The sequence below is a fragment of the Tessaracoccus caeni genome, assembly GCF_029211185.1.
GTDB classification, from domain to species: Bacteria; Actinomycetota; Actinomycetes; order Propionibacteriales; family Propionibacteriaceae; genus Arachnia; species Arachnia caeni.
The window spans coordinates 40,678-66,943 of the sequence record NZ_JARGDO010000004.1 but is presented as its reverse complement, the minus strand read 5'-3'; the positions used below and the strand labels follow the sequence as shown (position 1 = coordinate 66,943).

Below are 26,266 nucleotides of genomic sequence, written 5' to 3'. Positions count from 1 at the left end.
CAAACCGACGCGCAAGCCGCTCCGACGCCCCGAACCTCGCCATATCCTCATGCTCGAATGAACCGACGACGGCTATTCCCCGAGGTGCAAGGTGAGTGTCCCCCAGAGCTTCCGCTCAAAGACGATCTATCAGGTCTATCCGAAGTCCTTCCGGGACTCCACCGGAAACGGAGTGGGTGATCTGCGCGGGGTGCTCGAGAAGGTGCCCTATATCGCCTCGCTCGGCGTGGACATGGTCTGGTTCAACCCCTTCTTCGTCTCTCCCCAGCGTGACAACGGCTACGACATCGCCGACTACTACGCGATCGATCCGAAGATGGGAACGATGGAGGACTTCGACGAGCTTGCCTCCGCGCTCGCCGCGCACGGCATCGGGATCATGCTCGACATGGTGCTCAACCACACCTCGACCGAACATGAGTGGTTCCAGCGCGCATGGGACGGGGATCTCACCTACCGCGACTACTACTACGTGCGGCCGGGAGGCGAGGACGGGTCGCTCCCGAACAACTGGGTATCCAAGTTCGGCGGTCCCGCCTGGGCGCGCTTCGGCGACCACGTCGACCCCGAGACCGGCCGGCCGCTCTACTACCTGCACCTCTTCGACGTCACCCAGGCCGACCTGAACTGGCACAACCCCGAGGTTCGCCGGCAGATGGCCAAGGTCGTGGACTACTGGCACGCCAAGGGCGTCAAGGGTTTCCGCTTCGACGTCATCAACCTCATCGGGAAGCCCACCGATCTGCCCTCCGCCCCGGAGGGAACCGACGACCGCGCCATGTACACCGACGGCGAGATGGTCAGCCCGTGGCTCCAGGAACTGGCCGCCACCTCCTACGGCCGAGACCCCGAGACGGTGACCGTCGGAGAGATGTCCTCCACCTCCATCGGCAAGTGCATCGAGTACACCAACCCCGACAACCGGGCCTTGTCGATGGCCTTCAACTTCCATCACCTCAAGGTCGACTACGCCAGCGACCGCAAGTGGACGCTCGCACCGTTCGATTTCGCTGCCCTCAAGCTCCTGTTCGCCGAATGGGGCCAAGGCATGGAGGCCGGCGGCGGATGGAACGCGCTGTTCTGGAACAACCACGACCAGCCCCGGGCACTGGACCGGTTCGGAGATCCGCTTCGCTACCACGCGGAATCCGCAACGATGCTGGCCACCGCCATCCACCTGCTGCGGGGCACGCCGTTCGTGTACCAGGGCGAGGAGATCGGGATGACCGATCCCGCCTACACCTCGATCGACGACTACGTGGACGTCGAGGCGATCAACGCCTACCAGGAACTGCTCGACGAGGGCACCTCCCCCGAGCGGGCATTCGCGATCGTTCACGCCAAGGCACGTGACAACTCGCGCACCCCGATGCAGTGGAGCGATGGCTCTGGGGCGGGATTCACGTCGGGGACGCCCTGGCTGAAACCGACCAATCAGGATCGCATCAACGTCGCGGTGGAAGAGGCGGGCGGCCGGATCCTGCCCTACTACCGGCGGCTCATCGAGCTGCGGAAGTCGCATCCCATCATCGCCGAGGGAACGTTCGCGCCGTACGAGCCCGGCCACCCGTCGGTGATGGCCTATCTACGACGGCTCGGCGAGCAGCGGCTTCTCGTCGTCTGCAACTTCTACGGCGAACCGACCAGCATCGATATCCCCTCTCAGTTCGTCGGTGCCGACGTCCTGATCAGCAACTATCCCCACGCCATAGCCGCGGCCGAGATGGAACTCGCGCCGTACCAGGCGACGGCGCTCCTCGCCTGACGCCACCGTTCAGGCCCACGAGATAAGGAAAACAATGACAGATATCCAACTAGCCTCCCCACTGGCGGGCACGCTCCTGCCACTGGCCGAGGTGCCCGATCCGGTCTTCGCATCCAAGGCCATGGGCGACGGGTTCGCCGTCGAACCCTCCGGAACCGGCGTCGTTCCCGTGGTCTCCCCCGTCGCAGGGAAGATCGTGATGGTGGCCAAGACCGGACACGCCTTCGGCCTGGCAACGCCTGAGGGGTTGCAGCTCCTGGTGCACATGGGCATCAACACGGTCGAACTCGACGGCGCCCCCTTCGCTCTGACCATCGCCGGTGGCGACGAGGTGTCCGCCGGTCAGCAGGTCGGCACCATGGATCTGACGATGGTCAAGCAGGCAGAGAAGCCGGCGACGACCATGATCATCCTCACCAACATGAAGAAGGTGGAAAGCGCCTCGTTCGAGGACGGCGAGGTGGCGCTGGGCGGGGCGTCCGGCTCCGTCGTCATGGCTGCACCTGCCGCACCGGCTGCACCGAAGCCCGCCGCGGCCGCGGTCTCCTCCGCGGCACCCGCCGAGGATCCCGAGCGCGCCGGGCTCGGCAAGTTCGATCTCCTTGCCTACGACATCATCGCCAACATCGGCGGAGCCTCCAACGTCAAGAAGGTGCTCCACTGCATCACCCGGGTGCGGTTCTACCTCCGCGACGACTCCCTGGCCGACGACAAGGTCATCGGCAACCTCGACGGCGTGATCGACATCGCGAAGGCCGGCGGCCAGTATCAGGTGGTGATCGGGCCGGAGGTCGAAGACGTCTACGCGGCCGTGGTCAAGCGGCTGGGCGGCGCCGGAGGCACCGCGAGCGCGGACGCCGAAGAAGAAGCGGAACCGAAGCCCACCACGGCCGTCGGCTGGCTGAAGTACGGCTTCAGCCAGCTCATCGGCGTCATCACCGGCTCGATGATCCCGGTGGTCGGCGTGATGGCGGCCTCCGGCATCCTCAAGGGGCTGCTCGCCCTGCTCACCCAGTTCGAGGTGATCCAGGGGTCGAGCAACACCTACCTGCTCATCTCCGCGATGTCGGACTCCATGTTCTTCTTCCTCCCCATGATCATCGGCTTCACCGCAGCCAAGCGGCTGGGCTCGAACCCGATCATCGTGGCCATCATCGGCGGCGTCCTCGTCTATCCCTCGGTGGTGCAGCTCGCGAAGACGGACACGGTCGTCGCCCAATTGGGCAACACGATCTTCAACGCCGACTTCCTCGGCATCCCGATCTCCCTTCCCGCCGGCAATGCCTACGCCTACTCGATCTTCCCGATCATCGTGGCGGCGTGGCTCGCGGCACGGATCGAGCCATGGCTGAAGCGCATCCTGCCGGCGGTGATCCACTCGATCTTCGCCCCTCTGCTGGAGATCTTCATCGTCGCCACCCTGCTCTTCGTCGTCTTCGGACCGATCATCATGATGCTGTCGGGCGGCCTCGCTCAGGGCATCAACGGCCTGATCGACCTCAGCTATCCGATCGCGGGCCTGCTGATCGGCGGGTTCTACCAGTGCCTGGTCATCTTCGGCCTGCACTGGGCGGTCATCCCGCTCATCGCGTCGCAGATCGCCGCTGAAGGCTTCTCCCCGCTGAACGCCATCGTGTCGGCGACGATGGTGGCCCAGGGCGGCGGCGCGCTCGCGGTGTGGCTGAAGACCCGCAACGCGAAGATCAAGGCGCTGGCCGGGCCCGCCACCATCTCCGCCTTCTGCGGCATCACGGAGCCGGCCATGTACGGCCTCAACCTCAAGTACGGCAAGGTGTTCATCACCGCGTCCCTCGGCGGCGCCGTCGGCGGCCTTCTGACCGGGCTCTTCGACGTGAACATGTTCGGTTTCACCGGAGCCTTCGTCGGCTTCCCGTCCTTCGTCAACCCCGAGGGTCTCGACGGTTCCTTCACCGGGTTCTGGGTGGCCTCGCTCGCGGCACTGGCCGTGTCCTTCACGGCGACCTACTTCTTCGGGTTCAAGGACTCGGATATCGACGGCGAGCGCACCGTCAAGAAGGTGCGACTGGGACGGCGTGAGCCGGTCGCCAAGTAGGCCCGGCCGAGAAGGTCCAACCTCTAGAGGCGCTGGACGGTCTAGCGACCGTTCAGCGCCTTCGCAATGCGGATGCGGATCTCTGCGGCGATGTCCTCGCGGGACCGACGGGCGTGCAGCACCAGGTAGCGCTCCGGCTCTGCGGCGGCCAGGTCGAGGAAGTGCTGGCGGGCGCGGCGATGCAGCTCGTCCCCCGCGGCCTCCAGGCGATCCTTGCGCTCGATGGTGGCCACGGCCTCGGCCGGATCGACGTCCAGCACGATGGTGAGGTCGGGCCGCAGATCGCCGACGGCCCACCAGGCGATGGTGGCGATCTCTTCTGTGCCCAGGTCACGGCCTGCGCCTTGGTAGGCGATCATCGAGTCGACGTAGCGGTCGGAGACCACCACCTCTCTGCGTTCCAGAGCCGGTCGGATCACCTCGCGCACGTGCTGGGCCTTGTCGGCCGCATACATCAGCGCCTCGGCGCGCGGGTCGACGTCGCCCATGGCCGGATCGAGCACCAGGCGGCGCAGCTCGTTGCCCACGAGCGTTCCCCCGGGCTGCCGGGTGATCAGATGCGGGATCCGCTGCGCCGTCAACCACTCGGCGAGCAGCGTCACCTGGGTGGACTTGCCGACGGAGTCCCCGCCCTCGAAGCAGACGAACATGGTGCGGACGCCCCTACGAGCCGGCCGGCTTCTTGGCAGCCGGCTTGCGAGTGGTCGTCGTCTTGCGGGCGGCCGGCTTCCTCGTGGTGCGCTTGGGGGCGGGGCCCTTGGCGCGCTTGTCGGCGAGCAGTTCGAAGGCGCGCTCGGGCGTCACTGTCTCCGGATCGTCGTCGCGACGCAGGGTGGCGTTGGTCTCGCCGTCGGTGACGTACGGACCGAACCGGCCCGACTTCAGCACCACGGGCTTGCTCGAGACGGGATCGGCGCCGAACTCCTTGAGCGGTGCCGCCGCAGCGGCCCGGCCCCTGGTCTTGGGCTGGGCATAGATTGCCTCGGCCTCCTCCAGGGTGATGCTGAAGATCTGATCCTCGGAGGTGAGCGAGCGCGAGTCGGCGGCCTTCTTCAGGTAAGGACCGTAACGCCCGTTCTGCGCCGTGATCTCCACGCCGTCGGCGTCGTAGCCCACCACCCGCGGCAGCGACAGCAGCTGCAGCGCCGTCGGGAGGTCGAGGCTGTCCAGGGTCATCGACTTGAACAGCGATCCGGTGCGCGGCTTGGCCGACTTGGGCGCGTCTTCGGGCAGCACCTCGGTGACGTAGGGCCCGTAGCGCCCGTTCTTGGCGATGATCATGTGCCCGCTGGCTTCGTCGACGCCCAGCTCGCGTTCGTCGTCGAGGGGTTTGCTGAGCAGTTCCTCGGCCACGTCCTTGGTGAGCGCATCCGGCGGCAGATCCTCAGGAAGGTTGGCGCGACGGCCGTCGGCCGCCTCCACGTAGGCGCCGTAGCGCCCCACCCGGACGCTGATGCCGGTGTCGCCGAGCGGGAAGGTGGAGATGGCGCGGGCGTCGATGTCGCCGAGCTCGTTCACCAGGCGCTCCAGGCCCTGATGCTCCGCGCCCGGACGGCCCCGGTAGAAGTCGGTGAGCACGGCGATCCGCTCGGCCTTGCCGCCGGCGATCTCGTCGAGCTGGTCCTCCAGCTGGGCCGTGAAGTCGTAGTCGACCAGCTCCGGGAAGTGCTCCTCGAGCAGCCTGGTCACCGCGAAAGCCAGCCAGGTGGGCACCAGGGCCGAGCCCTTCTTGAACACGTAATCGCGGGCCGTGATGGTGCGGATGATCGAGGCGTAGGTGGACGGCCGGCCGATCTCCAGCTCCTCCAGCTTCGCCACGAGCGACGGCTCGGTGTAGCGGGCGGGCGCGGTGGTGGTGTGTCCGGCGGGCGCGATGGAGTCGGCAGCCAGCTCCTGGCCCTGGGCGAGCCGCGGCAGGCGCGCCTGCTTGTCGTCGGTCTCGGTGCCCTCGTCGACGCCCTCGACATAGGCACGGAGGAAGCCGTGGAAGGTGATCGTGCGGCCCGACGCGGTCAGCCCCACCTCGGTGGCCCCAGCCACCGGGGCCGAGGACGTGGCGTCGATCTTGACGGTGACGGACTCGCCCTTGGCGTCGGCCATCTGCGAGGCGACCGTGCGCTTCCAGATCAGGGTGTAGAGGCGCAGCTGGTCGCCGGTGAGGCCGGTGCGCTCGGGCTGGCGGAAGGTGTCGCCCGCGGGGCGGATCGCCTCGTGCGCCTCCTGGGCGTTCTTCACCTTCGACGCGTAGACGCGCGGCTTGGCTGGCAGGTACTGCTCGCCGTAGAGCTCGCGCACCTGGGCACGGGCCGCATCGATGGCCGAGCTGGCCAGCGTCACCGAGTCGGTACGCATATAGGTGATGAAGCCGCCCTCGTAGAGGTTCTGCGCCACCGACATGGTGCGCTGCGACGAGAAGCCCAGCTTGCGCCCGGCCTCCTGCTGCAGCGTCGTGGTGCGGAACGGCTCGTAGGGGCGACGGGTGTAGGGCTTGGCCTCGACGCTCGCGACGGCGAACCTCGCATCCTGCAGGCCCTTGGCGAGCGCCGCCGCGCCCGTCTCGTCGAGCACCACGAGACCCTGGGACTTGACCTGCCCCTTGGAATCGAAGTCGCGGCCCTGGGCGACGCGATGCCCGCCCAGCGTGCTGAGCCGTGCGGGGAAGACCCGGGGCTCGGCGTCGGCACCCGCGTCGAGCGCGATGTCCAGATCCCAGTAGGAGGCGGGCACGAAGGCGATCCGCTCGCGCTCCCGGTCGACGATCAGGCGCGTGGCCACCGACTGCACACGGCCGGCCGACAGCTTCGGCATGACCTTCTTCCACAGCACGGGCGAGACCTCGTAGCCGTACAGCCGGTCGAGGATGCGGCGGGTCTCCTGCGCGTCGACCAGGTCGACGTCCAGCTCGCGCGGATTGGCCACGGCCTCCTCGATGGCGGGCTTGGTGATCTCGTGGAACACCATCCGCTTGGCCGGCACCTTGGGCTTCAGCTCCTCCAGGAGGTGCCACGCGATGGCCTCGCCCTCGCGGTCACCGTCGGTGGCCAGCAGGAGCTCGTCGGCGTCCTTGAGCTTGGCCTTCAGATCCCGGATGGTGGCCTTCTTGTCGGGCGACACCACGTAGATGGGCTGGAAGGCGTCGTCGACGTTGACCCCGGTGCGGGCCCACTTCTCGCCCTTGTACTTGACCGGAACCTCGGAAGCCTTCGTGGGCAGGTCGCGCACATGGCCACGGCTCGACTCGACGATGAAGCCGTCGCCGAGGAAACCGGCGATCTTGGTCGCCTTGGTGGGCGACTCGACGATCACCAGGCGCTTCAGCTTCTCAGCCATGCGGACACTTCCCGTTCTCGGTGGATAGGCAACGTTGTGTGAGACTACCCCGGCGGTCAAGCTGAGGGCCCCTTCCTCGGAAGCCGGCGGCATATCCTCGCGGTCGCCGCCGTGCAACAGGCTCACATGCTACACATCCGCGCCGGATACGCCGTTCGGGGTGATCTCAAGGAACTGATCGCGCAACGCGTCGCGGACCATCGGAAGGATGCTGGCGACCAGTTCCGCAGCATCGAGTTCCAGCACCTGCGCCACGGCAGCCAGCACCTGACCCAGCGTGAGATCGCCGTCGAGCGCGCCGAAGACCGCGGCCTCCGCCGTGCCCACTTCGATCGCGCGCAGCAGACCTCGGCGCTGGCGCAGCACGATGTGCTCGGGGTCGGCCTCGCCGGGACGGCCGATGGTCTCCTCCACGACGTCCACCAGGCGCGGTCGGCTGGCCAGCAGCTGCTCGGTAGGCAACCGCGATGCTTCGAGCGCCGCAGGATAACGAGCGAACACGTCGCCGACGGGCTGGGCCACCGCGTGCGGCCACGACTCCAGGTGGTGCACCGGCTCCCTGCCCTCGACCGTGCGCAGCCAGAGCCAGCCCATGCCCACCTCACGGATACCGAGCCCATTGAAGTAGTCGAGCCAGCGCCGATAGGTGGGCAGCCACGCTTCCGAGCCGCCCAGGCCGGCGTCGGTGAGCCACATCTCGATATAGGAGAACACGTCCAGGCGCTCGCGCTCGATCACCCAGAGGTCGCAGTCTGGAGCCCACGACGAGAGCCGCTCGCGCCAATCGACTCCGTCGACGATCGCCCAGTTGGTGAGCAACTGCAGCCTCCCGCCGGGGGTAAGGTGCGCCGGGGCCTGCCGAACGATGGCCTCGACCAGGCCGTCGCCGAGCAGGTTGGTCTCGCGGTAGACGAGCGTCTCCGTGTCCTCCGAGGGCGGGCTCATCACGTATGGCGGGTTGGAGACGATCAGGTCGAACCGCTCCCCCGCGACAGGCTCGAACAGCGAACCGACGCGCAGGTCTGCCTCCGCGCCGCTCAGCGCCAGCGTCAGCCGGGCCAGCTCGACGGCCCGCTCGTTCAGGTCGGTCGCCACGATCCGCTCGGCATGCCGAGCGAGGTGCAGCGACTGCACTCCGCAGCCGGTGCCTAGATCGAGCGCCGATTCCACGGGCCGCCGCGAGATCAACTGAGCCAACGTCGTCGAGGCCGGCGAGACGCCCAGCACGTAATCGGGGCGAGTGGGCTCGGTGTCCTGATCGAGGCCCGGTGTCAGATCGGAGACGACCCACCCCGAGGCGCCGTCATCGGGCGAGGCGAAGGGCCGGATGTCTATGGCTGGGTCGACGTCATCGGACTCGTCCTCGGGATCGTGGGCAGCGAGGCCGTGTGCGAGCAGCGCCTCCACGTCGAAAACAGCGCCCAACGCACCTGCTGAAACCCGCTGCTGAAGGACGAACAGCCGGATCAGCGCTGCCTGCGGATCCATCGCACCCGCTAGAGCGACATCGGCAGGCACCGTGGAGTTTCGCCCGAGTCCCTCCTGGCCGAGGTCGCCGATCCGCTCGATGACGGCATCGGTGGTGTATCCGGCAGCCTCGAAGGCTGCCCGCAGCGCGGTGGCGTCGATCACTGGACCCAAGACCTCACTTCACCGAGTCGGTGGCGCCCTGCCACAGGTTGATGCCGTCCATGTCCGACTGGGCGTCGATGGACGCGATCTCCTCGGCCGTGAAGGACAGGTTGTTCAACGCGCCGAGGTTGTCGTCGAGCTGCTGCGGCGACGAGGCCCCGATCAGCGCCGAGGTGACGGTGCGCTCGCCCTGGTCGCGCAGCACCCAGGCGAGGGCCATCTGCGCGAGGCTCTGACCGCGCGCGGCGGCGATCTCATTCAGCGCGCGGAGCCGCCGGATGTTGTCGTCGCTGAGCAGCGCGGGATCGAGCGACTTGCCCTGTGATGCCCTGGACCCCGCTGGGATGCCGTTCAGATAGCGTCCGGTCAGCATGCCCTGCGCCAGCGGCGAGAAGGCGATCCGCCCCATGCCGGCTTCGGCGCACGCGGCCAGGAGGCTCGGTTCGCCCTCTTCCACCCAGCGGTTGACGATCGAGTAGGACGGCTGATGGATCACCAGCGGCGTGCCCAACTCACGCGCGATGCGCTGCGCCTCGAGCGTCAGCCGGCCGGAGTATGACGAGATGCCCGCGTAGAGCGCCTTGCCCGAACGCACGGCCTGGTCGAGCGCCTGCATCGTCTCCTCCAGCGGCGTCTCCGGATCGGGACGGTGGTGATAGAAGATGTCGACGTAGTCGAGCCGCATCCGGCGCAGCGAGTCGTCCAGGCTGCTCAGCAGGTACTTGCGGGAGCCGCCGAAGCCATAGGGGCCCGGCCACATGTCCCAACCGGCCTTCGACGAGATGATCAGCTCGTTGCGGTAGGGGCGGAAGTCCTCGGCCATGAGCTGACCGAAGTTGGTCTCGGCGGAGCCGTAGGGAGGCCCGTAATTGTTGGCCAGGTCGAAGTGGGTGATGCCGCGGTCGAAGGCATGGCGCAGCACGGCGCGCTGCCGTTCCAGGGGCGTGTCGTCGCCGAAGTTGTGCCACAGCCCCAACGAGATGGCGGGCAGCTTCAGCCCCGAGGTGCCGAGCCTGCGGTAGGGCATCGTTGAGTACCGGTCTGCACATGCGGAATACGTCATGGGAATCACCCTATCGAGACACCGCCGGATCATCGGCTGCCAGCCGTCGCTTGTCGTACCAGTTCGCCGCCAGGCCACAGCTCCGCCGCGGGTTGCAGGTCGACGGAGACCTCCGCGATCACCACCACATCGGGCGCAACCCCCAGCACACGGCACCCCGACAGAGTGACCTGGTTGGCGCGCGCCACCTCCTCACCGGCCGGGCACGGGTCGTCGCCCCGCACCGCGGCGGCCACCGCTCCCAGCGCCGCGAGTTCCGCGGCCTGCTCCGCATGGCGGATCTGGGCGAACCAGGAGATCAGGATGGTCGCCATGAACATGACGGCGCCGAGCGCCGCGCACACGCCCACGACGAGCATCGATCCCGCGCCGCGTTCCGATGCCCGGCTCATGGCACTTCTCCGGGCTCATAGGCGGCGAAGGCCTCGGCGGACACCGGTACCCGGCCGAAGCCGAGTACCCGGACCTCGGCCGACACCAGCACCCGCACGCCGTCCTTCTTCCGCGTCGTCTTCACCGAACCGCCCGGGGGCAGGCGATTCTCCGCGGCCTCGACGGCGGCTTGGTCACCCCGGGCCTCCTGCCGGGCGAGCTGTGCGCTCGACTCCGCACACGCGGCCTGGGTGACGCCGATCTGGCCCAGCGAGATCAGCACCGCAAGCAGCAGGGTGGCCGTCACGAAGCCGATGGCCAGTTCCACCGTCACCATGCCGCGCTGGCGGAGTCGAGCGCGGCCGTTCACAGCGTCGCCGCGACCTTGGTGAACGCATCCACCACCCACTCGAACAGCTCATTGAAGAACCGGTTGTCGTTGAACACCCGCAGCAGCACCAGGGCGGCCGCCGCGGCGGCGAGCAGGCCGATGGCGTACTCGACGGTGGTCAGCCCGCGCTCGGCGAGGCGGCGGACGGAGGAACGAGGCCGAACCTCGAGGGAATCAGACATGATGACGGTGACCTTTCTCCTGCCCGAACGCCTTTCGTCCGGGTCATCACCGTTATTGCGATCGGGGCCCCGTTTTTCCCACTCTCTTTCCTCGCTGTGGAAACCGGATCTCGTCGCGAACTCGCCCTGTGGAAAGTGAGAGATCACCCATCGAGCAGCAGGGTGAGCAGCATGGTCGCATCCGCCTTGTTCAGCACCTGGTTGGCATTGCCGCACTTGGGCGAGACCACGCACGCCGGGCAGCCCTCCTCGCAGCGGCATCGTTGCAGCACCTCGAGCGTCGCGAGCAGCCACTGTTCGACCACGTCGAAGCCGCGGCGAGCGAATCCCGCACCGCCGGCGAGTGCGTCGTGCACGAAGACGGTCGGCAGCCCGGTATCCGGATGGATCGGCGTCGACACTCCTCCGATGTCCCACCGGTCGCACGGGGCGAACACCGGCAGCAGGCCGATCGCCGCGTGCTCCATCGCATGCAGGGCGGCGCCGACGCGCAGGTCGGGCCAGCCGATTCGCGCGCTCACCTCCCAGGGCACGCTCCACCAGACCGCTTCGGTCGCCAGCCGCCGCTGAGGCATCTCGAGCGGCGTCGAGTCCCAGACCTCGTTGGTCACCTCGTCGCGCCGCAGGTAGCCCACCACCTGGGAGGTGAGCGTCACGTCGCCGCGGTGCACCATCGTCGCGCCGAAAGCGCGGCTGTCTCGCTCCCGGTCGACGGCGATCTCGAAGCTGCTCTGCGCCTGCGTGTAGTAACGGGGACGGCCGGGCACGACGAGCGCCTGATTCTCGGGATAAGAACACTCCTCCACCAGGTAGCTCTCCCCTTGATGCAGGTAGACCGCGCCCGGGTGCACGGTGCGGTCGGCGGCCTCGTGATCGATCACCCCGATCACCCGGCCGGTGTCGCGTTCGACGATGTCGAGGGGTTTCGGTCCCGGGGAGCGCAGCGAGATGTAATCGACGGCGCGATCGGGCCTGGTCCAGAAGTAGCGGCCCCCGCGGTCGCGCAGGACGCGTTGACGCGACAGCTCTGCCACCAGCGCCGGGAAGGTGGGGCCGAACCAGTACTCGTCGGCCGCCGACAGCGGCAGTTCCTGGGCGGCAGCGGCAAGGTGCGGGCCCAGTACGAAGTGATTGTCGGGGTGCACCACCGCATGCTCGACGGGCGCGTCGAAGATGAGTTCCGGATGCTCGAGGAGATACGCGTCCAACGGGTTCTCGCGGGCCAGCAGCACGGCCAGCGCCTCCTGCCCTCCTCGTCCGGCGCGCCCGAACTGCTGCCAGAGCGACGACAGCTTGCCCGGATAGCCGGCCACCAGCACGGCGTCGACGCCCGAGATGTCGACACCCAGTTCCAGCGCATTCGTGGTGGCCACCCCCAGCAGCCGTCGATCCTGCAGCTGGGCTTCGAGCGAGCGCCGGTCCAGAGCCAAGTAGCCAGCCCGATAGGAGGCGATCCGGGTGGGCTCGGCCGCACGGTCCTGGGCATGCGAAGAGACCAGCTCCGCGCCGATCCGGGAAGCGACGAAGGCGAGCGTCTGGGCGTCGTCGTCGGTGAGGCCGGCAAGGAGCACCGCAGCATCGGAGTTCAGCGAGTCGGTGGGCTGCCACAGCGCAACCGTGCGAGCCGGCGATGGCGCTGTGTTCTGCCCGACCACCTCGACGCTCGACTCGCCGATCAAGCGCCCCCCGAACTCCGAGGCGTTGGGCGCGGTGGCCGACGACAGCACGAAGGCGGGGTGGGCACCGTATTGGGCGGCGATGCGGCGCAGCCGCCGGATCACCTGAGCGACGTGGGCGCCGAAGATGCCTTGGTACCGGTGAGCCTCGTCGACGATCACGTAGCGCAGGCCGCCGAGGAACGACGCCCAGCGGCGGTGGTTGGGCAGCATCGAGTAGTGCAGCAGGTCTGGGTTGGTGAAGATCAGCGAGGCGTGGTCGCGGGCGAAGCGACGCTCCGCCGTATCGGAGTCGCCGTCCAGCGCCGTGATCCACCAGTTCCGAGGGCCCAGCGGACGCGCAGCCCGCACCTGGTCGTGTGCCAGGGCCTTGGTGGGCGACAGGTACAGCGCGGTGTGCCGCGAACCGACGGACCGGCGCTCGGCCGGATCCGCCTTTCCTCCCAGCCGCCCGTCGACGGTGGCCGCGAGCACCGGCATGAGATAAGCCAGCGACTTTCCCGACCCCGTCGGGGTGCAGATCGCCGCATGCCGACCGGCGTAGGCGTGCTCGGCGAGCTCCACCTGATGCCGCCACGGGGCGGGCACGCCGTCGGCTTGGATCCGCGCAACGGTCTCCTCCCCCAGCCACTCCGGCCACTCTGCACGCTGCCCCGGCGACGCCTCGACCCTGCGGGTCGCCACCACCTCGTCGCGCTCCAGCAGCCACTGCCAACGAGGGCTGGAGAAAGAGGACGACATGACCGAAATGGTATGGCCTCCCACCGACAGCTCCCTGGAGCCACGATCATCGAACGACGAAGAGAACCCGAACGGGCCATGACGGAGACTGTTCTTCGACCACTCGTCGACGCCAAGCGGTACTGCTCGGACAGGTTGAGCGGCTGTCACACTTTTGTCGCGCCGTCCGACGTCTCTGATGAAGGCCCGCCATATTCGAGCGGGCCGGAGGAGGACAGGATGACGCGAATCAACATCGGCAAGACCAACAAGCTCGGTTACGCCGCCGTGATAGGGATGGAGGGCTACGCCCGCACGTCCGTCGACAAAGAGCTCCTGGAGCTGCTCAAACTGCGGGCCTCCATCGTGAACGGCTGCGGCTTCTGCATCGACATGCACGCCACGGAGGGGGCCCGGTGCGGCATCTCGCAGCGGAAGCTGCACGCCGTCGCCGGATGGCAGCACGCCGGTGAACTGTTCGACGAGCGGGAACGAGCGGTGCTGGCGCTGACAGACGCCGTGACGCTGATCGGCCCAGACTCGGTGAACGACGAGGTCTGGGACGCCGCCGCCCAGCACTTCGACGACAGCGCCCTCGGCGCTCTGGTGCTGGCGATCGCGACCATCAACGTGTGGAACCGCATCGCGATCGCCACGGGTATGACTCCGCCCATCGATGAGAGGCACCCGGTTGCCTGATCGAGATCGACACCGGCCATGATCACCCGATCGGGGGACTACCGTGGGCAAGGTGACAGGATCAACTCCCGCAACCTCGGCCTGGCGTGCAGAACGCGACCGCCTCCTGGGCATCGCGTACCGAATGCTCGGCGACTTCGGTCATGCCGAGGATGTCGTCTCCGAAGTCGCGATCGAGGCCCTGCGCACGGAACGCGACGCCACCACCGACGTGCGTTCGTGGCCCGCCTGGCTGACGACGGTGTGCGTGCGCCGCTCGATCGACAGCGTGCGACAGCAGGCTGCCATACGGGAGGAGTATCCCGGCCCGTGGCTCCCCGAGCCGATCGCCACAGAGCAGCTCCCTGAGGACACCATCGCCAACCGCGAACTCCTGTCGCTAGCCTTTCTGCACATGGCCGAGCAGCTCGCGCCAGAAGCCCGCGCCGCGCTTGTCCTGTATCGCGCCTTCGGGATGTCGTCGGTGGAGATCGGCGAGGTTCTCGACAAATCGCCGGCGGCCGTCAGGCAGATGATCTCTCGCGCCCGCCGGCGCCTGCGACTGGCCCCGGACACCATGGCGGCACCGCGCACCGATCGTGGCGCACTCGAGAAACTCGTCGCTGCGATCGAGTCAGGCGACATCGACGCGGTTGTCGCGATGCTTCATCCCGACGCGATCCTCTGGTCCGATGGCGGAGGAAAGATGCGCAGCGCGCGCAACCCCCTCTTCGGCGCCGATACCATCGTCCGCTTCCTGGTGGGCATTCTCTCCGGAGCAGCGCGCAACTTCCCCGACCTGCCGCCGCGTCTCGAGATCATCAATATCAACGGCGGCTCCGCCGTCGCGTTCCACCTTCCCGGCCGCCTCGACGTCGTCTCCCTCGAGCTGGACTCCCAGGGCCTGGTCTGCGGCATCCGCCAAGTGGCCAACCCGGACAAGATCACCCGAGTGGACCGCTGACCGGGGCCCGACGGTTCGGCTCATCCGATGAGATCCTGCAGCAGTCCGACGATGATCGGGACGACGCCGATCAGCACGAAGGCCGGCAAGAAGCACACCATCAGCGGCAGCACCGACTTGACCCCGACGGTGCGGGCCGCCTTGATCGCATGGTCGCGCTCCGCCTGACGGGCGCGCTCCGCGTGCATTCGCAACGCCTCGACCAGCGCGGTACCCGACCGCGCGGAGCGCGCGACATCGCGAGCCACCCGACCCCACACCGAGTGCTCTGCCAGCGACGCCCACGACCCGCCCTCGTCTAGCCCGAGACTTGACGACGACGCCGTTTGCGTCAGCAGGGTCCGGGTGGGCTCCGGGCTGACTTCGGCAACGGTCCGCACCGCGACGCCGACCGGCGCGCCGGCCTCGAGCACGGCCGCCAGGAAGCCGAGTGCGTCCGGCAGCTGCGCCTTCAACCGATCGTCTTCCTTGGCCGCACGGCCCCACCACCCGCGCGTCACGCCTCGCAGCGGAACAGCTCGAACCGGCCGCAGCCGATCCAACTGCCGAGGCAGGAGGAACAGCCAGCAGGCCAGCCCGGCGAGCAGGGCCGCGAGCAGTGCGGTCATGTTCTCGTCCGTTCAGCTCCCGCGGCGAGGCGTTCGATCCACAGCACCCCGATGCTGGTGAGACTCACGGCGATCAGGATCGCCCAGGAGCCGCCGGGATCGTGCAGCAAGAAGCTCAGCGGATCGGCTCCGACGACCGCCCCCAGGCCCAGCCCGAGAAACGGCAGCGCCGCCATGATGTGGCCGCTGGCGCGCGCCGCCGCCAGCTCGGACTCGACCAGCGAGCCCAGGGCCTGACGGTGCCGAAGGTTCTCCGCGACGCCGGCCAATAGCTCGGCCGTCGGCGCACCGCTGCGACCACCCAACGTCCATGCGGCGGCCACGGCTGCCAGCTGAGACCGGCCAGGTTCGGTGGAGCTCTGGGCCAGAGCGTTGCCCACATCCCCTCCCAGCGCCGAGACCGCAGCCGCGAACTCCAACGCCTCGCAGTCGTGAGCAGCCTCCCGCAGCGCGATGGAGGGAACCTGGCCGGTCCTCAGCAGCGCCGCGAGCAGCGTCGCCCCCTCCGCCACATCCTCGACCGCACGGGCTGCCCGACGACGTCTCCGACGGGACCGGACGATCCATCCGATGGTGCCGCTCGCGACGAATACTGCCGCCAGTCCAGGCACCATCCAGGTGCCCACGACCGCTATGACGATCACAATCACAGTCAACGCCGACCGTCGCCCGCCGCCCCGTCGATGCGACGCGAGATCGGATGCGTCGAGCCGACGAAGCCGTTGCGGCCCGGACGGAGACAACCACAACAGCACGGCGAGCGCGGCCATCACCGCAGCGCCGATCATGCGCCCACCAGCCGTCGCAGCTCGTCGCCGGCCTCCCGGTAGCGCACGACCCCACCCGCGAGTTCGGCCGCCGGAACGATCTCGATCAGCGCGCTGGACCCCCTGCGGACCAGCCCGATCTCGTCGACGCGGCGGCGACCGGAGGCGTCCCTCGCCACGTGCACCACCAGCCTCAAGGCCGCTGCAATCTGGGCGTGACAGGCCTCCCGACCCAAGCCGCCGAGCGCGGCCAGCGCCTCCAGACGCGCGGGCACGTCTGCGACCGAGTTGGCATGAACCGTCGCGCATCCCCCCTCGTGCCCGGTGTTGAGGGCCGTGAGGAGGTCGATCAGTTCCGCCCCACGCACCTCACCCAGCACCACCCGGTCCGGCCGCATCCTCAGGGCCTGGCGCACCAGCGTCGTCAGGTCGATCCGTCCCACGCCCTCCGCGTTGGCGGGTCTGGCCTCCAGCCGGACGCAGTGGGGATGATCCGGGACCACCTCGCGTGCATCCTCGACCAGCACGATCCGTTCGCCACCCGGCACCAGCGCGAGCATCGCCGCGAGTAGCGTCGTCTTTCCGGCACCGGTGCCCCCGCTGATCAGGAAGGGCACCCGACGCTCCACCACCCGCGACAACAGCCTTGCCCCCTCGGTTGACAACGAGCCCACCGCGACGAGGTCGGCGAGGGAGAAGGATCGCCGCGCCGGCACCCGCAGCGACAGACAGGTGCCGGGTTCGGCCACTGGAGCGAGCACGGCGTGGAGCCGGGTGCCGTCGGCCAGCCGGCCGTCGACGAAAGGCTGGGCGTCGTCGAGACGCTTGCCCGTGGCCGTCGCCAAGCGAACCGCCAGTCGACGCACCTGCTCGTCGTCGATGAACCGGACATCGGACCGCACGAGGCCCGCTCCCTGGTCGACGAACACATCATGCGGCCCGTTCACCAGCACGTCGCTGACACCCGGACGCCGCAGCAGTTCCTCCAACGGCCCTGCCCCGACGCTGTGACGCCGCAGCCGCGCCAGCGCGTCGCGCACCCCTTCGTCGCTCACCACAAGGCCGAGGCTGCGCATGGACGCGGCTACGTCGGCCGGAGTGTAGGCGCGACCGAGGGAGGCGAGGAGGCGACGCAGCGCATCGAGTTGTTCATCGGTCATCGCGCAGCCCCTTCCACGCCGCCGCCACATCGCGTTTCAGTCGGCGGGCTCGACCGTTGCGGGGCGGCAGGCCCAGCTCGGCGAGCTTCGGCACGGCCGCGTCGTGACGCACCTCCGCCAGCAACGGGAGGCCGATCGCGTCGGCCACTGCGCCCGCCGGCACCCTCCGCCCCACGCCGCTGCGCACCATGACGACGGTGGGACTGACGCCCGACGTGGCCATGCGCATCCGGGCCGCCGACACGCCCCTCACATCCGCGCCGACGAGGAGGATCATCTCGTCGGCCTCGGCGCCGTGGTCGCGAGGCTCGCGCCCGCAGTCGAGGAAGACGTAGTCGTTGGTGCGGCGCAGAGATCCCAGCACGGCGGACACCGACGCCGGGGAAACCGCGACGTGGGTGCTGCGCTGCGCGGAGACCACGGCCACTCCGTCGACGCTGGGCAAGGACTCCCGCAGATCCTCAAGCTCTCCCGCGGCGTGCAGCAGATCCGGCCATCGGAAACCTCGCTGGGTCTCGGCCCCCAGCAGCAGATCGAGTCCGCCGCCGCATGGATCCAGTTCCACGAGGGCCACTCGCGAGCCCTGGTCCGCAGCAGTCAAGGACAGCGCGGCGGCCATGGTGCTCGTTCCAAGGCCTCCGGACGCGCCGACCAGGGCGACGACCTTCGCCTTCGACGTGCTCGTGCTGGTAGCGGATGCGATCACCTCGGCGAGCCGCGACCCGCCGTCGGGCAGCACCAGGACGGGCAGCTCGAGCACCGACGACGCACCCACCAGATCGGCGGCGACGCGCCCGACGAGATAGGCCGACCCAGGCAACGGCCCCAACCGGGACAGCCCCGTAGCCAACTCCGGCGAGATCAGTCTCACCGCGGAGTCCGACCAGCGAGCGGCGGCCTCCCCCGCCGACCCCGCCACCGTCAGTTCCACCCCCAGGGCGATCGCGGTGGTCTCGACCGCCTCGATCAGAGATTCGTCCCTGGCGCACAAGAGCACATGAGTCATGCCTTCTTGATAGAACGCACGGGCCCCCGCGTCCCATCGCATTTTCGGTTTGTGGAAAACTCATACCTGCGGAACCTCATGGCAACGGGGATAGGGTGTGGTTCTGAGAGCGAACACGGGAAAGGATGCGATGAGTCGAGCGACCATGCCCGATGAGGCACTGGACTGGCTGGCCGTATGGGGCAACGTCCGCGGCCTCGTCGTCGGCAACGACACGCATCTTCCCCGGCGGCTCGGCGAACGCGGCCACCGGGTCATCGCACTCACCGACGACGCCACGAAGGTGGAGCACCTGACCGGCCCCGGTCTGATGCCGCTGATCGGCAGCGCTTCCGCCCTCCCGTTCGACCCCTTCCAGTTCGAGGTGGTGTTCATCCACCAGGGCCTGCATCTGCTGGATCTCGAGGCCGCCCTGCCCCAGATCACCCGAGTGCTGATGGCCGGCGGCTGCCTGTCCGCGTCGTATGTGATCCGCGACGACTCCGTGCCCTGGGTGCGCCGGCTCCAGGCGCTGCTGCGCCGCTACGATCCGCTGGCGATGAGCGGCGACTACGGGCATTCCTCGCTCGAACAGCTCCGCGAGGCCAAGTACTTCGCGGAGATCGACCAGCGAGCCTTCCGCATCTGGCAAACGGTGAGCCGAGCGCAGATGGCCCAGCTCGTCCGAAATCAGTCCTTCGTGGCCAAGCTCAACTTCCAACAGCTGGACCGGCTCGTGGGCTCCGTGATGGACCTCTACGACTCCTCCGCGCGTCCCGGCGAGTCGCTCAAGCTGCCCTTCCAGCTGCTCTGCTGGCGCGCCTGGGTGGACCACACCGAGCTCACCGGCCCGGTCCACGTGCCCGACGGAGCCCTGCAGATCAATCTCTAGCCGAGGCGTAGAATCGGGCCCCATGACCGCAGCCGATGAGACCGACAGCAATAGCAATCGCCGCGACCCCTTCTCCGAGGAGTTCAAGGCGTTCATCGTCTCGGATTGGGCCCCGTACCCCGACGCTCTTCCCCCGGCGCTGCCCGCCACGAGCTACACCCCAGCTCGCCGCGAGCGCCTCGTCGCGCTGCATCCGGGCGCGACTCTCGTCATCCCGGCAGGCCCGTTCAAGGTGCGCTCCAACGACACCGACTACCGCTTCCGCCCCCATACCGCCTTCGCCTACCTGAGCGGCCTGGGCGAGGATCGCGAACCCGATTCGGTGCTCGTGGTCGCCCCTGACGCGTCGGCGACCCTGTACTTCAAGCCACGCGCGCCCCGCACCGACCGCGAGTTCTATGCCGACGCCCGCTACGGCGAGATGTGGGTGGGTACCCGCGACTCCGTCGAGGAGATGTCGGCCGCCACCCAGATCGCCTGCCGGCACTGGGACGAACTGCCGCAAGTCCTGGCCGACGCCGAGCACCTGCTGGTGATCCGCGACGCCGACCCCGCCGCCACCGCCAAGGTCGACGAGGCCCGCGGGCGCGTCGACGAGGACGGCGACGCGGAGTTGGCCCGCAACGTCTCCGAGCTGCGCTTCGTCAAGGACGAGTTCGAGATCGCCGAGTTGCAGCGCGCCTGCGACGCGACGGAGGTCGGCTTCAAGGCCGTCGCCCGCGAGCTGCCGGCAGCCGTGGGCAACGGGCGCGGCGAGCGCTGGGTCGAGGGCATCTTCAGCTTGCACGCGAGGCATCTGGGCAACGCCGTCGGCTACGACACCATCTCCGCCGGCGGCGACCACGCCAACACCCTGCACTGGATCCGCAACGACGGTGACCTGATCCCCGGCGACCTGCTCCTGCTGGATGCCGGCGTCGAAGTGAACACCCTCTACACCGCCGACGTCACGCGCACCCTGCCCGTGAACGGCACCTTCTCGCCCGCCCAGCGCCGCGTCTATGAGGCCGTGCTGGCCGCGCAGAACGCCGGCATCGAGGCCTGCCGTGCCGGCGGCAAGTTCGCCGACGTGCACGCGGCGGCCATCGCCGTGGTGGCGCGCTTCCTCGAGGAGATCGGCGTCCTGCCCTGCTCGGCCGAGGAGTCGCTGCAGCCCGACAAGCAGTACCACCGGCGCTGGATGGTGCACGGCACCTCGCACCACCTGGGCCTCGACGTGCACGACTGCGCGGCGGCGTCCATGGAGTCCTACCGCCTGGGCGATCTCAAGGCCGGCATGGTGATCACGGTGGAGCCGGGCATCTACTTCCGATCCACCGACCTGCTGGTGCCCGAGGAATATCGCGGCATCGGCATCCGGATCGAGGACGACGTCCTGATCACCGACGGCGACCCCGTCCTACTGTCCGGCGCTCTGCCCCGCCAGGCAGACGATGTCGAAGCCTGGCTGGCCCGCCTGCAGAGCTGAGTCTCACAAATAAAAGTGGCTGAGCGGGGGTGATCTGTACGCATTGCACAGATCACCCCCGCTCAGCCACTTTTATTCTGAGTAGTTGCCGAACGCCGCCCGTCAGTGGCCGGCCATGAGCTCCCGGAGGTGCCCGGCAACCGCAACAGGGGCGGCCAGCGGCACCTGATGGGCGACGCCGGGGACCACGACGAGCTGGGTGTCCGGTGCGCGATCGGCCACCAGGCGGACCTTCTCCAGCGGATTGGAGGCGTCCTCCTCGCCCGCGATGATCAGCAGCGGAACGGTCATCGACGGCAGGTCGTCGCGCACGTCGTGCACCGCGAGGGCACGGCAGAGCTGGGCGTAGGAATGGTCGTCGGTGTCGACGATGTCCTGGCGGATCCGCGCCACCACCGCCGGTTCCTTGGCCGCGAAGGCCGGAGTGAACCAGCGCTGGACAGTGGGCTCGGCCAGGGGTTCGGTTCCGCCCGCCTCCACCTGGGCGGCGCGTTCCAGCCAGGCGTCGGGCTCGCCGACCGTCGCAGCGGAGGCCACCACGGCGATGCCGGAGAAGACGTCGGCGTAGTCACGCGCCAGGTGCAGGCCCACCGCGCCAGAGACGGACAGGCCAGCGTAGGAGACGGGCAGGTCTCCCACCTGCGCGCGCACCTCAGCGGCGACGGCGACCATCCCCCCGGCCACCGCATCCAGCGTGGCCTCGTCGGCCTCATCCCAAGGCGCCACCGGCCCATGCCCGGGCAGGTAGACCAGCGCCACGAAGGCATCCGCGGCCAGCAGGCGCGCCACATCGCCCCATTGATGCTCCGCGTGCCCCGCGAGGCTGGGCGAGAGCAGGAGAATGCGATCGGCGTGCGCGTCGGGGTTGGTCAGTTGCCAGGTGAGTTTCATCGTGGTTCCTCCAGGATCGCGGGCGGTGAGGGGTGGGTTCGTGTCACTGGAAGTACTGGGCCCGGAAGCCGGGCATCTGATCCAGCAGTTCCTTGGCCTGGGCGGTCACCTTGTGTTCGCAGAGCACCTCGTAGCTGGTGGCGACGATCTGGCGCATCGACTCGAAGTCACGTTTGCCCTGGGTCATCGAGTACCCCAAGCCCGCCGAGATCACGCCCATCACCATGCCCAGCGCCAGGCCGGCGAGCAGCAGCAGTCCGGTCGGTGTGTTACCGCCGAGGAAGATCATCAGCATGAGCCCGACCAGCAGGCCGGTGGTGATCCCCGACGCCGCTCCCTTGCCGAGCACGGAACCCCAGGTGCGACGTCCCGTCACCCGCTCCAGCGACTTCAGCTGGGCCCCGACGATCATCAGGTTCTGCACGGGAAAGCCCTTGTCGGCCAGGTAGTCGACGGCCTTCTGGGCCTCCTCATAGGAACGAAACGACGCCAGCGACTGCGGAAAGCTGAGTTCGAAGCCCTTCTTGGGATTCATCATCGGGCTGGACATCCCGCCTCCTCACGCGTGGTTGCCCTCCACCCTACCCGCGGTTGCTTCCGGCGTTGGCTGCTTGATGCTTGAATGGGTGCCATGAGCGGCGATCGACAGGTGTTTATCTCACGCGTCATCGGCCTTCCCATCGTCGACGCCGCTGGCGATCAGGTGGGACGGGTCAAGGACGTGGTGTGCTTCCTGCGCGACGAGGGACGCGCCCCGCGGGTTAAGGGCCTGGTGGTGGAACTGTTCGCGCGCCAGCGGATCTTCGTCCCCATGGTGCGCGTGCACAACATCACCCCTTCTCAGGTGGCGATCCTCGGGCAGGTGGACACCCGTCGCTTCCAGCGCCGCAGCGGCGAGGTGCTGGTGGACGCCGACCTGTTCGACCGCCGCACCACCCACGACCAGCCCACCCGGATCCAGGACGTGGCCATGAAGCAGGTGCGCAACCGCGAATGGGAGCTCTTCTCCGTCGCGCTGCGCACCGTCTCGCCGCTCGGCCGCTTCGGTCTGGGCGGACGCACGACGCCGAACATCGTGCCGTGGAGCGACGTGCCGCTTCTGACGCTCACCCCGAAGAACACCACCGAGCAGATGGTGGCCGAGTTCAGCGAGATGAAGCCGGCCGATGTCGCGAAGGAGCTGCACGACCTGGAGCGCGACCAGCTCGTCGCCGTCGTCGAGGCCCTGGACGACGAGACCCTCGCCAACGCGATCGAGGAACTGCCCGAGGACGAGCAGGTGGAGCTGATCTCCGCGCTGGAGGTGGAGCGCGCCGCCGACGTGCTGGAGGAGATGGCCCCCGACGACGCCGCCGACCTGATCCGCGAGCTGCCCGTCGAGCTCGCCGAAGACCTGCTGCGCCGGATGGAGCCGGAGGAGGCCTCCGACGTGCGGCGCCTGATGGTCTACGAGGAGTTCACCGCGGGCGGCATGATGACGCCGGAGCCGATCATCCTCGACACCGACGCCACCGTCGCCCAGGCGCTGGCGCTCTGCCGGCAGGCGTCGCTGACCCCCGCGCTGGCGTCGATGGTGTTCGTCTGCCGGCCGCCCCTGGAGACCCCATCGGGCCGCTACATCGGCGCCGCCCACATCCAGCAGCTGCTGCGCGCCGCACCGACGCTGCTCGTCGCCACCATGCTCGACGAGAACCTCGAACCCCTGCATCCCGCCGACCCGCTGGCCAAGGTGAGCCGCTTCTTCGCCACCTACAACCTGGTGGTGGCCCCCGTCGTCGACGATCAGCGCCAGCTGGTGGGGGCGGTCACCGTCGACGATGTGCTCGACCACATGCTCCCCGACGATTGGCGCGGCGACCAGATGGACGGCGAACCGCCGGTGCGGGCAGCTCATGGCTGAGACACGAACGAACCCCGGGGTGCGCGTCCAGTGGTACGCAGTGGTGCAGTTCCTCGCCCACCTCGGCGTGCTCGCCATCGGCTGCTACTCGCTGTGGCAGATGGGCGGCGGTTGGTGGCTGGGCGCGCTGGCAGGTGCCGTGTTCGCCGTCGTCTACGGCTCAATCTGGGCGACGTGGCTGGTGGCCGGCAGCGCACGTCGCCAGTCGTACCGCGGTCGCCTGCTGACGGTGCTGCTGTCAGGAACGATGATCGTGGTGCTGGCGGGCTTCGCCGACGTATGGCTCCCCGCCGTGGTCGCGGTGAGCGTCATCGTGCTGTGCGACGCCCTCGGCGAGGGGCCGGGCGGTGGCGCTGCTGATGGCGTCGAGTAGCCGCTCCTCCATCGTGTCCAGGCGCTTGGTGACGAACTGACGCGACGACATCTCGCCCAGCTGGCGGCGCATGTCCATCAGCTCGCGCGCGACGAAGTCAGTGTCCGCACGACTCTGCTCCAGCTTGTGCCGGTCCTCGAGCGCCTGCGCCCGGTCGCGCTGCTCCTGGCTGTACTGAGCCAGCAGGATCAGCGGGGCGGCAAACGACGCCTGCACCGAGAGCACCAGCGTGAGGAACTGGAACGGGTACGGGTCGAAGCGAAGACCCACGGGCGCCATGGTGTTCCAGACGAACCAGGCGGCGACGAGCACGGCCATCCAGTAGATGAAGGCCGTGGTGCCCATGAAAGCGGCGATGGCTTCGGATATCGGGGTCTTGCCCTGCCGCGAGCCGCCTCTGCGGAAGAACGAACGCTCCCCCGGAACGGACAAATCGTTCTTGCTCATCTGTCGCCTCCTCACACACATCCGTGTCGTCTTGCCTCAGCGACAATACCCGCTGGCCGCAGCCCCGGCAGGTGACGGTGAGGCGAACTCTCCGTGGCCTGCCTTTGAACGAATTATTAGGTCACACTCACTTGCATATGAGTCCGGTTCGGCATAGGAAGGACAGGTGAGCGAGCATCCTCTTATGCCCCTAGTCCGCGCTGCCCTGCACGAGGTGGACGATCCCGAGATCCGCCGGCCGATCACCGACCTCGGCATGGTCGACGAGATCGCGATCGACGACGCCGGGCACGTGTACGTCAAGGTGCTGCTGACCGTGGCTGGATGCCCGATGAAGAGCGAGCTCACCACCCGCGTGACCAACGCCGTCGCCACGGTGAAGGGCGCCACCGGCGTGCGCGTGGAGCTGGGCGTGATGAACGACGAGCAGCGCTCCGCGATGCGGCAACTGCTGCGCGGCGGCCAGGTCGAGCGGGTGATCCCCTTCGCCCAGCCCGGCAACCTCACCAAGGTGATCGCCGTGGCCTCCGGCAAGGGCGGCGTCGGCAAGTCCTCGGTGACCGTCAACCTCGCCGTCGCCCTCGCCAAGATGGGGCGCAGCGTCGGCATCCTCGACGCCGACATCTATGGCCACTCCATTCCCGATCTGCTCGCCCTCGGGGACGCTCGCCCGACGCCGGTGGAGGACATGATCATGCCGGTGCCCGCCATCGAGAACCTGAAGGTGATCTCGGTGGGCATGCTCAAGCCCAGCCGCGACCAGGTGGTGGCCTGGCGCGGCCCCATCCTCGATCGCGCGCTCACCCAGCTGCTCGCCGACGTCTACTGGGGCGACATCGACTACCTGCTGGTCGACCTGCCTCCCGGCACCGGCGACGTGGCCATGTCGCTGGGCCAGAAGATCCCCTCCTCCGAGGTGATCGTCGTGACCACCCCGCAGTCCGCCGCCTCCGAGGTGGCCGAGCGCGCCGGAACCATGGCCCACATCATGGAGCAGCGCGTGATCGGTGTGGTCGAGAACATGTCCTGGCTGGAGACCACCTGCCCGCATTGCGACGAGCCGCACCGCCTCGAGCTCTGGGGTTCCGGCGGCGGCGCCCTGGTGGCCGAGGCGCTCACCGAGCGCGTCGTCTACGACGTGCCGCTGCTAGCCCAGATCCCCTTCGACGAGGCACTCCTGGCTGGCGGCGACCGAGGCCGACCCATCGTCGTGGATCATCCCGACCACCCGTCGGCCCAGGCCCTCACGTCCCTGGCCGAGACGATCGCTTCCCGCAAGCGCGGCCTCCTCGGCCAGCGCATCCCGCTGGGGGTCTAGGGAAGCACTGATCAATGGGGCACCTGCTGCGGCGCACCAGATCGGGCGACCTACGCCACCTATCTCTTGATACGTATTCCCGATACGCGTACAAGATCTAGGCGACGTAACTCATCCCGCCTGGCACGTCCTCGCTAGGCACCCCACTAATCAGCACTTCCCTAGAAAACTCAGGTGGCCTCGGGGTCGAACGGGGTGGGGGCCAGCGCCACGGCTGCGGCAACGGGAGACGGGGCAGCCTTGAGGGTGTTGGCGGCGGCGTCGGCCTCCTGGCCGGCCAGCTTGGTGGCGTCGCCCAAAGACTTGGTGGCCTCCATCACCTCGCGCTGCGCATCTTCCAGCGCGGCCACTTCATTGGCGAGGTGCTTGCGCACGAAGCTCTTGGGGTTGAGATCCTGCAGCTTCAGGTCGGCGAACTCGGGACCGAGTTCGGTGCGCAGCGTCGACTGCGCGTTGTTCGCGATGCCACGCAGGTAGATGAAGACTCGCGCTGCCTTGCGGGAGAACTCGGGAAGGCGTTCGGGACCGAACATGAGCACCGCGAGAACGATGATGATGAGGAGCTCGGTCCCCGAGATGCCAAACACGTCCCCGATCCTAGCTCACTACG

General features: G+C 68.4%; 24 protein-coding genes. 8 read left to right on the top strand and 16 right to left on the bottom strand.

Annotated elements, in window-relative coordinates; all coding sequences use genetic code 11:
• The first annotated feature begins 91 nt into the window (after positions 1-91).
• A complete protein-coding gene (locus P0D62_RS04895; protein WP_275701511.1) occupies positions 92-1,765 on the top strand; it encodes an alpha,alpha-phosphotrehalase in 1,674 nt (557 codons plus the stop codon).
• A 34-nt stretch (positions 1,766-1,799) separates the two neighbouring features.
• Positions 1,800-3,839 (top strand): glucose PTS transporter subunit IIA, encoded by a 2,040-nt coding sequence (locus tag P0D62_RS04890; protein ID WP_275701510.1) that lies wholly within the window; start codon positions 1,800-1,802, stop codon positions 3,837-3,839.
• Between the two features lie 41 nt (positions 3,840-3,880).
• Here the strand turns inward: P0D62_RS04890 and tmk are convergent, their stop codons facing one another.
• From tmk to P0D62_RS04850, 8 genes are all read right to left on the bottom strand, one after another.
• Positions 3,881-4,489: a dTMP kinase gene (gene tmk, locus P0D62_RS04885; protein WP_275701509.1), complete on the bottom strand. Its 609-nt coding sequence runs from the start codon at positions 4,487-4,489 to the stop codon at positions 3,881-3,883.
• A gap of 13 nt (positions 4,490-4,502) precedes the next feature.
• Positions 4,503-7,169: a type I DNA topoisomerase gene (gene topA / locus P0D62_RS04880; RefSeq protein ID WP_275701508.1), complete on the bottom strand. Its 2,667-nt coding sequence runs from the start codon at positions 7,167-7,169 to the stop codon at positions 4,503-4,505.
• A gap of 129 nt (positions 7,170-7,298) precedes the next feature.
• Positions 7,299-8,801, bottom strand: a complete 1,503-nt coding sequence (locus tag P0D62_RS04875) for a DUF7059 domain-containing protein (RefSeq protein ID WP_275701507.1) — start codon at positions 8,799-8,801, stop codon at positions 7,299-7,301.
• A 13-nt stretch (positions 8,802-8,814) separates the two neighbouring features.
• Entirely contained in the window at positions 8,815-9,873 is a 1,059-nt protein-coding gene (mgrA, locus tag P0D62_RS04870; RefSeq protein WP_275701506.1) for an L-glyceraldehyde 3-phosphate reductase, read from the bottom strand.
• Positions 9,874-9,893: 20 nt separating this feature from the next.
• Positions 9,894-10,256 (bottom strand): Rv3654c family TadE-like protein, encoded by a 363-nt coding sequence (locus P0D62_RS04865; protein ID WP_275701505.1) that lies wholly within the window; start codon positions 10,254-10,256, stop codon positions 9,894-9,896.
• Positions 10,253-10,606, bottom strand: a complete 354-nt coding sequence (locus tag P0D62_RS04860) for a TadE family type IV pilus minor pilin (RefSeq protein WP_275701504.1) — start codon at positions 10,604-10,606, stop codon at positions 10,253-10,255. Before P0D62_RS04860 ends, P0D62_RS04865 begins: the two co-directional genes overlap by 4 nt.
• Positions 10,603-10,809 carry a DUF4244 domain-containing protein gene (locus tag P0D62_RS04855; protein WP_275701503.1) on the bottom strand — a complete coding sequence of 69 codons (207 nt, stop codon included), beginning with the start codon at positions 10,807-10,809 and terminating at the stop codon, positions 10,603-10,605. The genes P0D62_RS04860 and P0D62_RS04855 overlap by 4 nt, the downstream gene beginning before the upstream one ends.
• Before the next feature lie 143 nt (positions 10,810-10,952).
• Positions 10,953-13,226: a DEAD/DEAH box helicase gene (locus P0D62_RS04850; protein ID WP_275701502.1), complete on the bottom strand. Its 2,274-nt coding sequence runs from the start codon at positions 13,224-13,226 to the stop codon at positions 10,953-10,955.
• 219 nt (positions 13,227-13,445) lie between these two features.
• Here P0D62_RS04850 and P0D62_RS04845 point away from each other — a divergent pair, with 219 nt between their 5' ends.
• The gene (locus P0D62_RS04845; RefSeq protein ID WP_275701501.1) at positions 13,446-13,904 is read left to right on the top strand and encodes a carboxymuconolactone decarboxylase family protein; all 459 of its coding nucleotides are present in this window, start codon (positions 13,446-13,448) and stop codon (positions 13,902-13,904) included.
• A 52-nt stretch (positions 13,905-13,956) separates the two neighbouring features.
• Positions 13,957-14,847 carry a sigma-70 family RNA polymerase sigma factor gene (locus P0D62_RS04840; RefSeq protein WP_275701500.1) on the top strand — a complete coding sequence of 297 codons (891 nt, stop codon included), beginning with the start codon at positions 13,957-13,959 and terminating at the stop codon, positions 14,845-14,847.
• Positions 14,848-14,867: 20 nt separating this feature from the next.
• On the opposite strand, the gene P0D62_RS04835 is transcribed toward P0D62_RS04840, so the two are convergent.
• From P0D62_RS04835 to ssd, 4 genes are read right to left on the bottom strand one after another with little or no spacing between them, the layout of a single operon-like run.
• Complete coding sequence (locus P0D62_RS04835) at positions 14,868-15,455, bottom strand: type II secretion system F family protein (RefSeq protein ID WP_275701499.1); 588 nt, start codon at positions 15,453-15,455, stop codon at positions 14,868-14,870.
• A complete protein-coding gene (locus P0D62_RS04830; RefSeq protein WP_275701498.1) occupies positions 15,452-16,243 on the bottom strand; it encodes a type II secretion system F family protein in 792 nt (263 codons plus the stop codon). The genes P0D62_RS04835 and P0D62_RS04830 overlap by 4 nt, the downstream gene beginning before the upstream one ends.
• Positions 16,240-17,382, bottom strand: coding sequence for a TadA family conjugal transfer-associated ATPase (locus P0D62_RS04825; protein ID WP_275701497.1), 1,143 nt, complete (start codon positions 17,380-17,382; stop codon positions 16,240-16,242). Before P0D62_RS04825 ends, P0D62_RS04830 begins: the two co-directional genes overlap by 4 nt.
• Complete coding sequence (ssd, locus tag P0D62_RS04820; protein WP_275701496.1) at positions 17,372-18,388, bottom strand: septum site-determining protein Ssd; 1,017 nt, start codon at positions 18,386-18,388, stop codon at positions 17,372-17,374. The genes P0D62_RS04825 and ssd overlap by 11 nt, the downstream gene beginning before the upstream one ends.
• Before the next feature lie 130 nt (positions 18,389-18,518).
• Here ssd and P0D62_RS04815 point away from each other — a divergent pair, with 130 nt between their 5' ends.
• Both P0D62_RS04815 and P0D62_RS04810 read left to right on the top strand, forming a co-directional pair.
• On the top strand, positions 18,519-19,259 hold the full coding sequence (locus tag P0D62_RS04815) for a class I SAM-dependent methyltransferase (RefSeq protein ID WP_275701495.1): 741 nt from the start codon (positions 18,519-18,521) through the stop codon (positions 19,257-19,259).
• Between the two features lie 22 nt (positions 19,260-19,281).
• Positions 19,282-20,727 carry an aminopeptidase P family protein gene (locus P0D62_RS04810; protein ID WP_275701494.1) on the top strand — a complete coding sequence of 482 codons (1,446 nt, stop codon included), beginning with the start codon at positions 19,282-19,284 and terminating at the stop codon, positions 20,725-20,727.
• A gap of 102 nt (positions 20,728-20,829) precedes the next feature.
• On the opposite strand, the gene P0D62_RS04805 is transcribed toward P0D62_RS04810, so the two are convergent.
• A complete protein-coding gene (locus tag P0D62_RS04805; protein WP_275701493.1) occupies positions 20,830-21,618 on the bottom strand; it encodes a serine aminopeptidase domain-containing protein in 789 nt (262 codons plus the stop codon).
• 43 nt (positions 21,619-21,661) lie between these two features.
• Positions 21,662-22,168 carry a general stress protein gene (locus P0D62_RS04800; RefSeq protein ID WP_275701492.1) on the bottom strand — a complete coding sequence of 169 codons (507 nt, stop codon included), beginning with the start codon at positions 22,166-22,168 and terminating at the stop codon, positions 21,662-21,664.
• Between the two features lie 81 nt (positions 22,169-22,249).
• Here P0D62_RS04800 and P0D62_RS04795 point away from each other — a divergent pair, with 81 nt between their 5' ends.
• The gene (locus P0D62_RS04795) at positions 22,250-23,518 is read left to right on the top strand and encodes a magnesium transporter MgtE N-terminal domain-containing protein (RefSeq protein ID WP_275701491.1); all 1,269 of its coding nucleotides are present in this window, start codon (positions 22,250-22,252) and stop codon (positions 23,516-23,518) included.
• Positions 23,519-23,756: 238 nt separating this feature from the next.
• Here the strand turns inward: P0D62_RS04795 and P0D62_RS04790 are convergent, their stop codons facing one another.
• A complete protein-coding gene (locus P0D62_RS04790; RefSeq protein ID WP_275701490.1) occupies positions 23,757-24,338 on the bottom strand; it encodes a DUF1003 domain-containing protein in 582 nt (193 codons plus the stop codon).
• Between the two features lie 184 nt (positions 24,339-24,522).
• Between P0D62_RS04790 and P0D62_RS04785 the strand changes: the two genes are divergently transcribed.
• Complete coding sequence (locus P0D62_RS04785; protein ID WP_275701489.1) at positions 24,523-25,656, top strand: Mrp/NBP35 family ATP-binding protein; 1,134 nt, start codon at positions 24,523-24,525, stop codon at positions 25,654-25,656.
• 170 nt (positions 25,657-25,826) lie between these two features.
• Here P0D62_RS04785 and P0D62_RS04780 read toward each other — a convergent pair whose 3' ends face one another.
• Positions 25,827-26,243 (bottom strand): sec-independent translocase, encoded by a 417-nt coding sequence (locus P0D62_RS04780; protein WP_275701488.1) that lies wholly within the window; start codon positions 26,241-26,243, stop codon positions 25,827-25,829.
• Positions 26,244-26,266 lie beyond the last annotated feature (23 nt).

Coding starts and splice junctions, on each gene's coding strand:
- P0D62_RS04890 (WP_275701510.1), top strand. CDS start 1,800: ATGACAGATATCCAACTAGCCTCCCCACTGGCGGGCACGCTCCTGCCA.
- tmk (WP_275701509.1), bottom strand. CDS start 4,489: ATGTTCGTCTGCTTCGAGGGCGGGGACTCCGTCGGCAAGTCCACCCAG.
- topA (WP_275701508.1), bottom strand. CDS start 7,169: ATGGCTGAGAAGCTGAAGCGCCTGGTGATCGTCGAGTCGCCCACCAAG.
- P0D62_RS04865 (WP_275701505.1), bottom strand. CDS start 10,256: ATGAGCCGGGCATCGGAACGCGGCGCGGGATCGATGCTCGTCGTGGGC.
- P0D62_RS04855 (WP_275701503.1), bottom strand. CDS start 10,809: ATGTCTGATTCCCTCGAGGTTCGGCCTCGTTCCTCCGTCCGCCGCCTC.
- P0D62_RS04850 (WP_275701502.1), bottom strand. CDS start 13,226: ATGTCGTCCTCTTTCTCCAGCCCTCGTTGGCAGTGGCTGCTGGAGCGC.
- P0D62_RS04845 (WP_275701501.1), top strand. CDS start 13,446: ATGACGCGAATCAACATCGGCAAGACCAACAAGCTCGGTTACGCCGCC.
- P0D62_RS04835 (WP_275701499.1), bottom strand. CDS start 15,455: ATGACCGCACTGCTCGCGGCCCTGCTCGCCGGGCTGGCCTGCTGGCTG.
- P0D62_RS04830 (WP_275701498.1), bottom strand. CDS start 16,243: ATGATCGGCGCTGCGGTGATGGCCGCGCTCGCCGTGCTGTTGTGGTTG.
- P0D62_RS04825 (WP_275701497.1), bottom strand. CDS start 17,382: ATGACCGATGAACAACTCGATGCGCTGCGTCGCCTCCTCGCCTCCCTC.
- ssd (WP_275701496.1), bottom strand. CDS start 18,388: ATGACTCATGTGCTCTTGTGCGCCAGGGACGAATCTCTGATCGAGGCG.
- P0D62_RS04815 (WP_275701495.1), top strand. CDS start 18,519: ATGAGTCGAGCGACCATGCCCGATGAGGCACTGGACTGGCTGGCCGTA.
- P0D62_RS04810 (WP_275701494.1), top strand. CDS start 19,282: ATGACCGCAGCCGATGAGACCGACAGCAATAGCAATCGCCGCGACCCC.
- P0D62_RS04805 (WP_275701493.1), bottom strand. CDS start 21,618: ATGAAACTCACCTGGCAACTGACCAACCCCGACGCGCACGCCGATCGC.
- P0D62_RS04800 (WP_275701492.1), bottom strand. CDS start 22,168: ATGTCCAGCCCGATGATGAATCCCAAGAAGGGCTTCGAACTCAGCTTT.
- P0D62_RS04795 (WP_275701491.1), top strand. CDS start 22,250: ATGAGCGGCGATCGACAGGTGTTTATCTCACGCGTCATCGGCCTTCCC.
- P0D62_RS04790 (WP_275701490.1), bottom strand. CDS start 24,338: ATGAGCAAGAACGATTTGTCCGTTCCGGGGGAGCGTTCGTTCTTCCGC.
- P0D62_RS04785 (WP_275701489.1), top strand. CDS start 24,523: ATGCCCCTAGTCCGCGCTGCCCTGCACGAGGTGGACGATCCCGAGATC.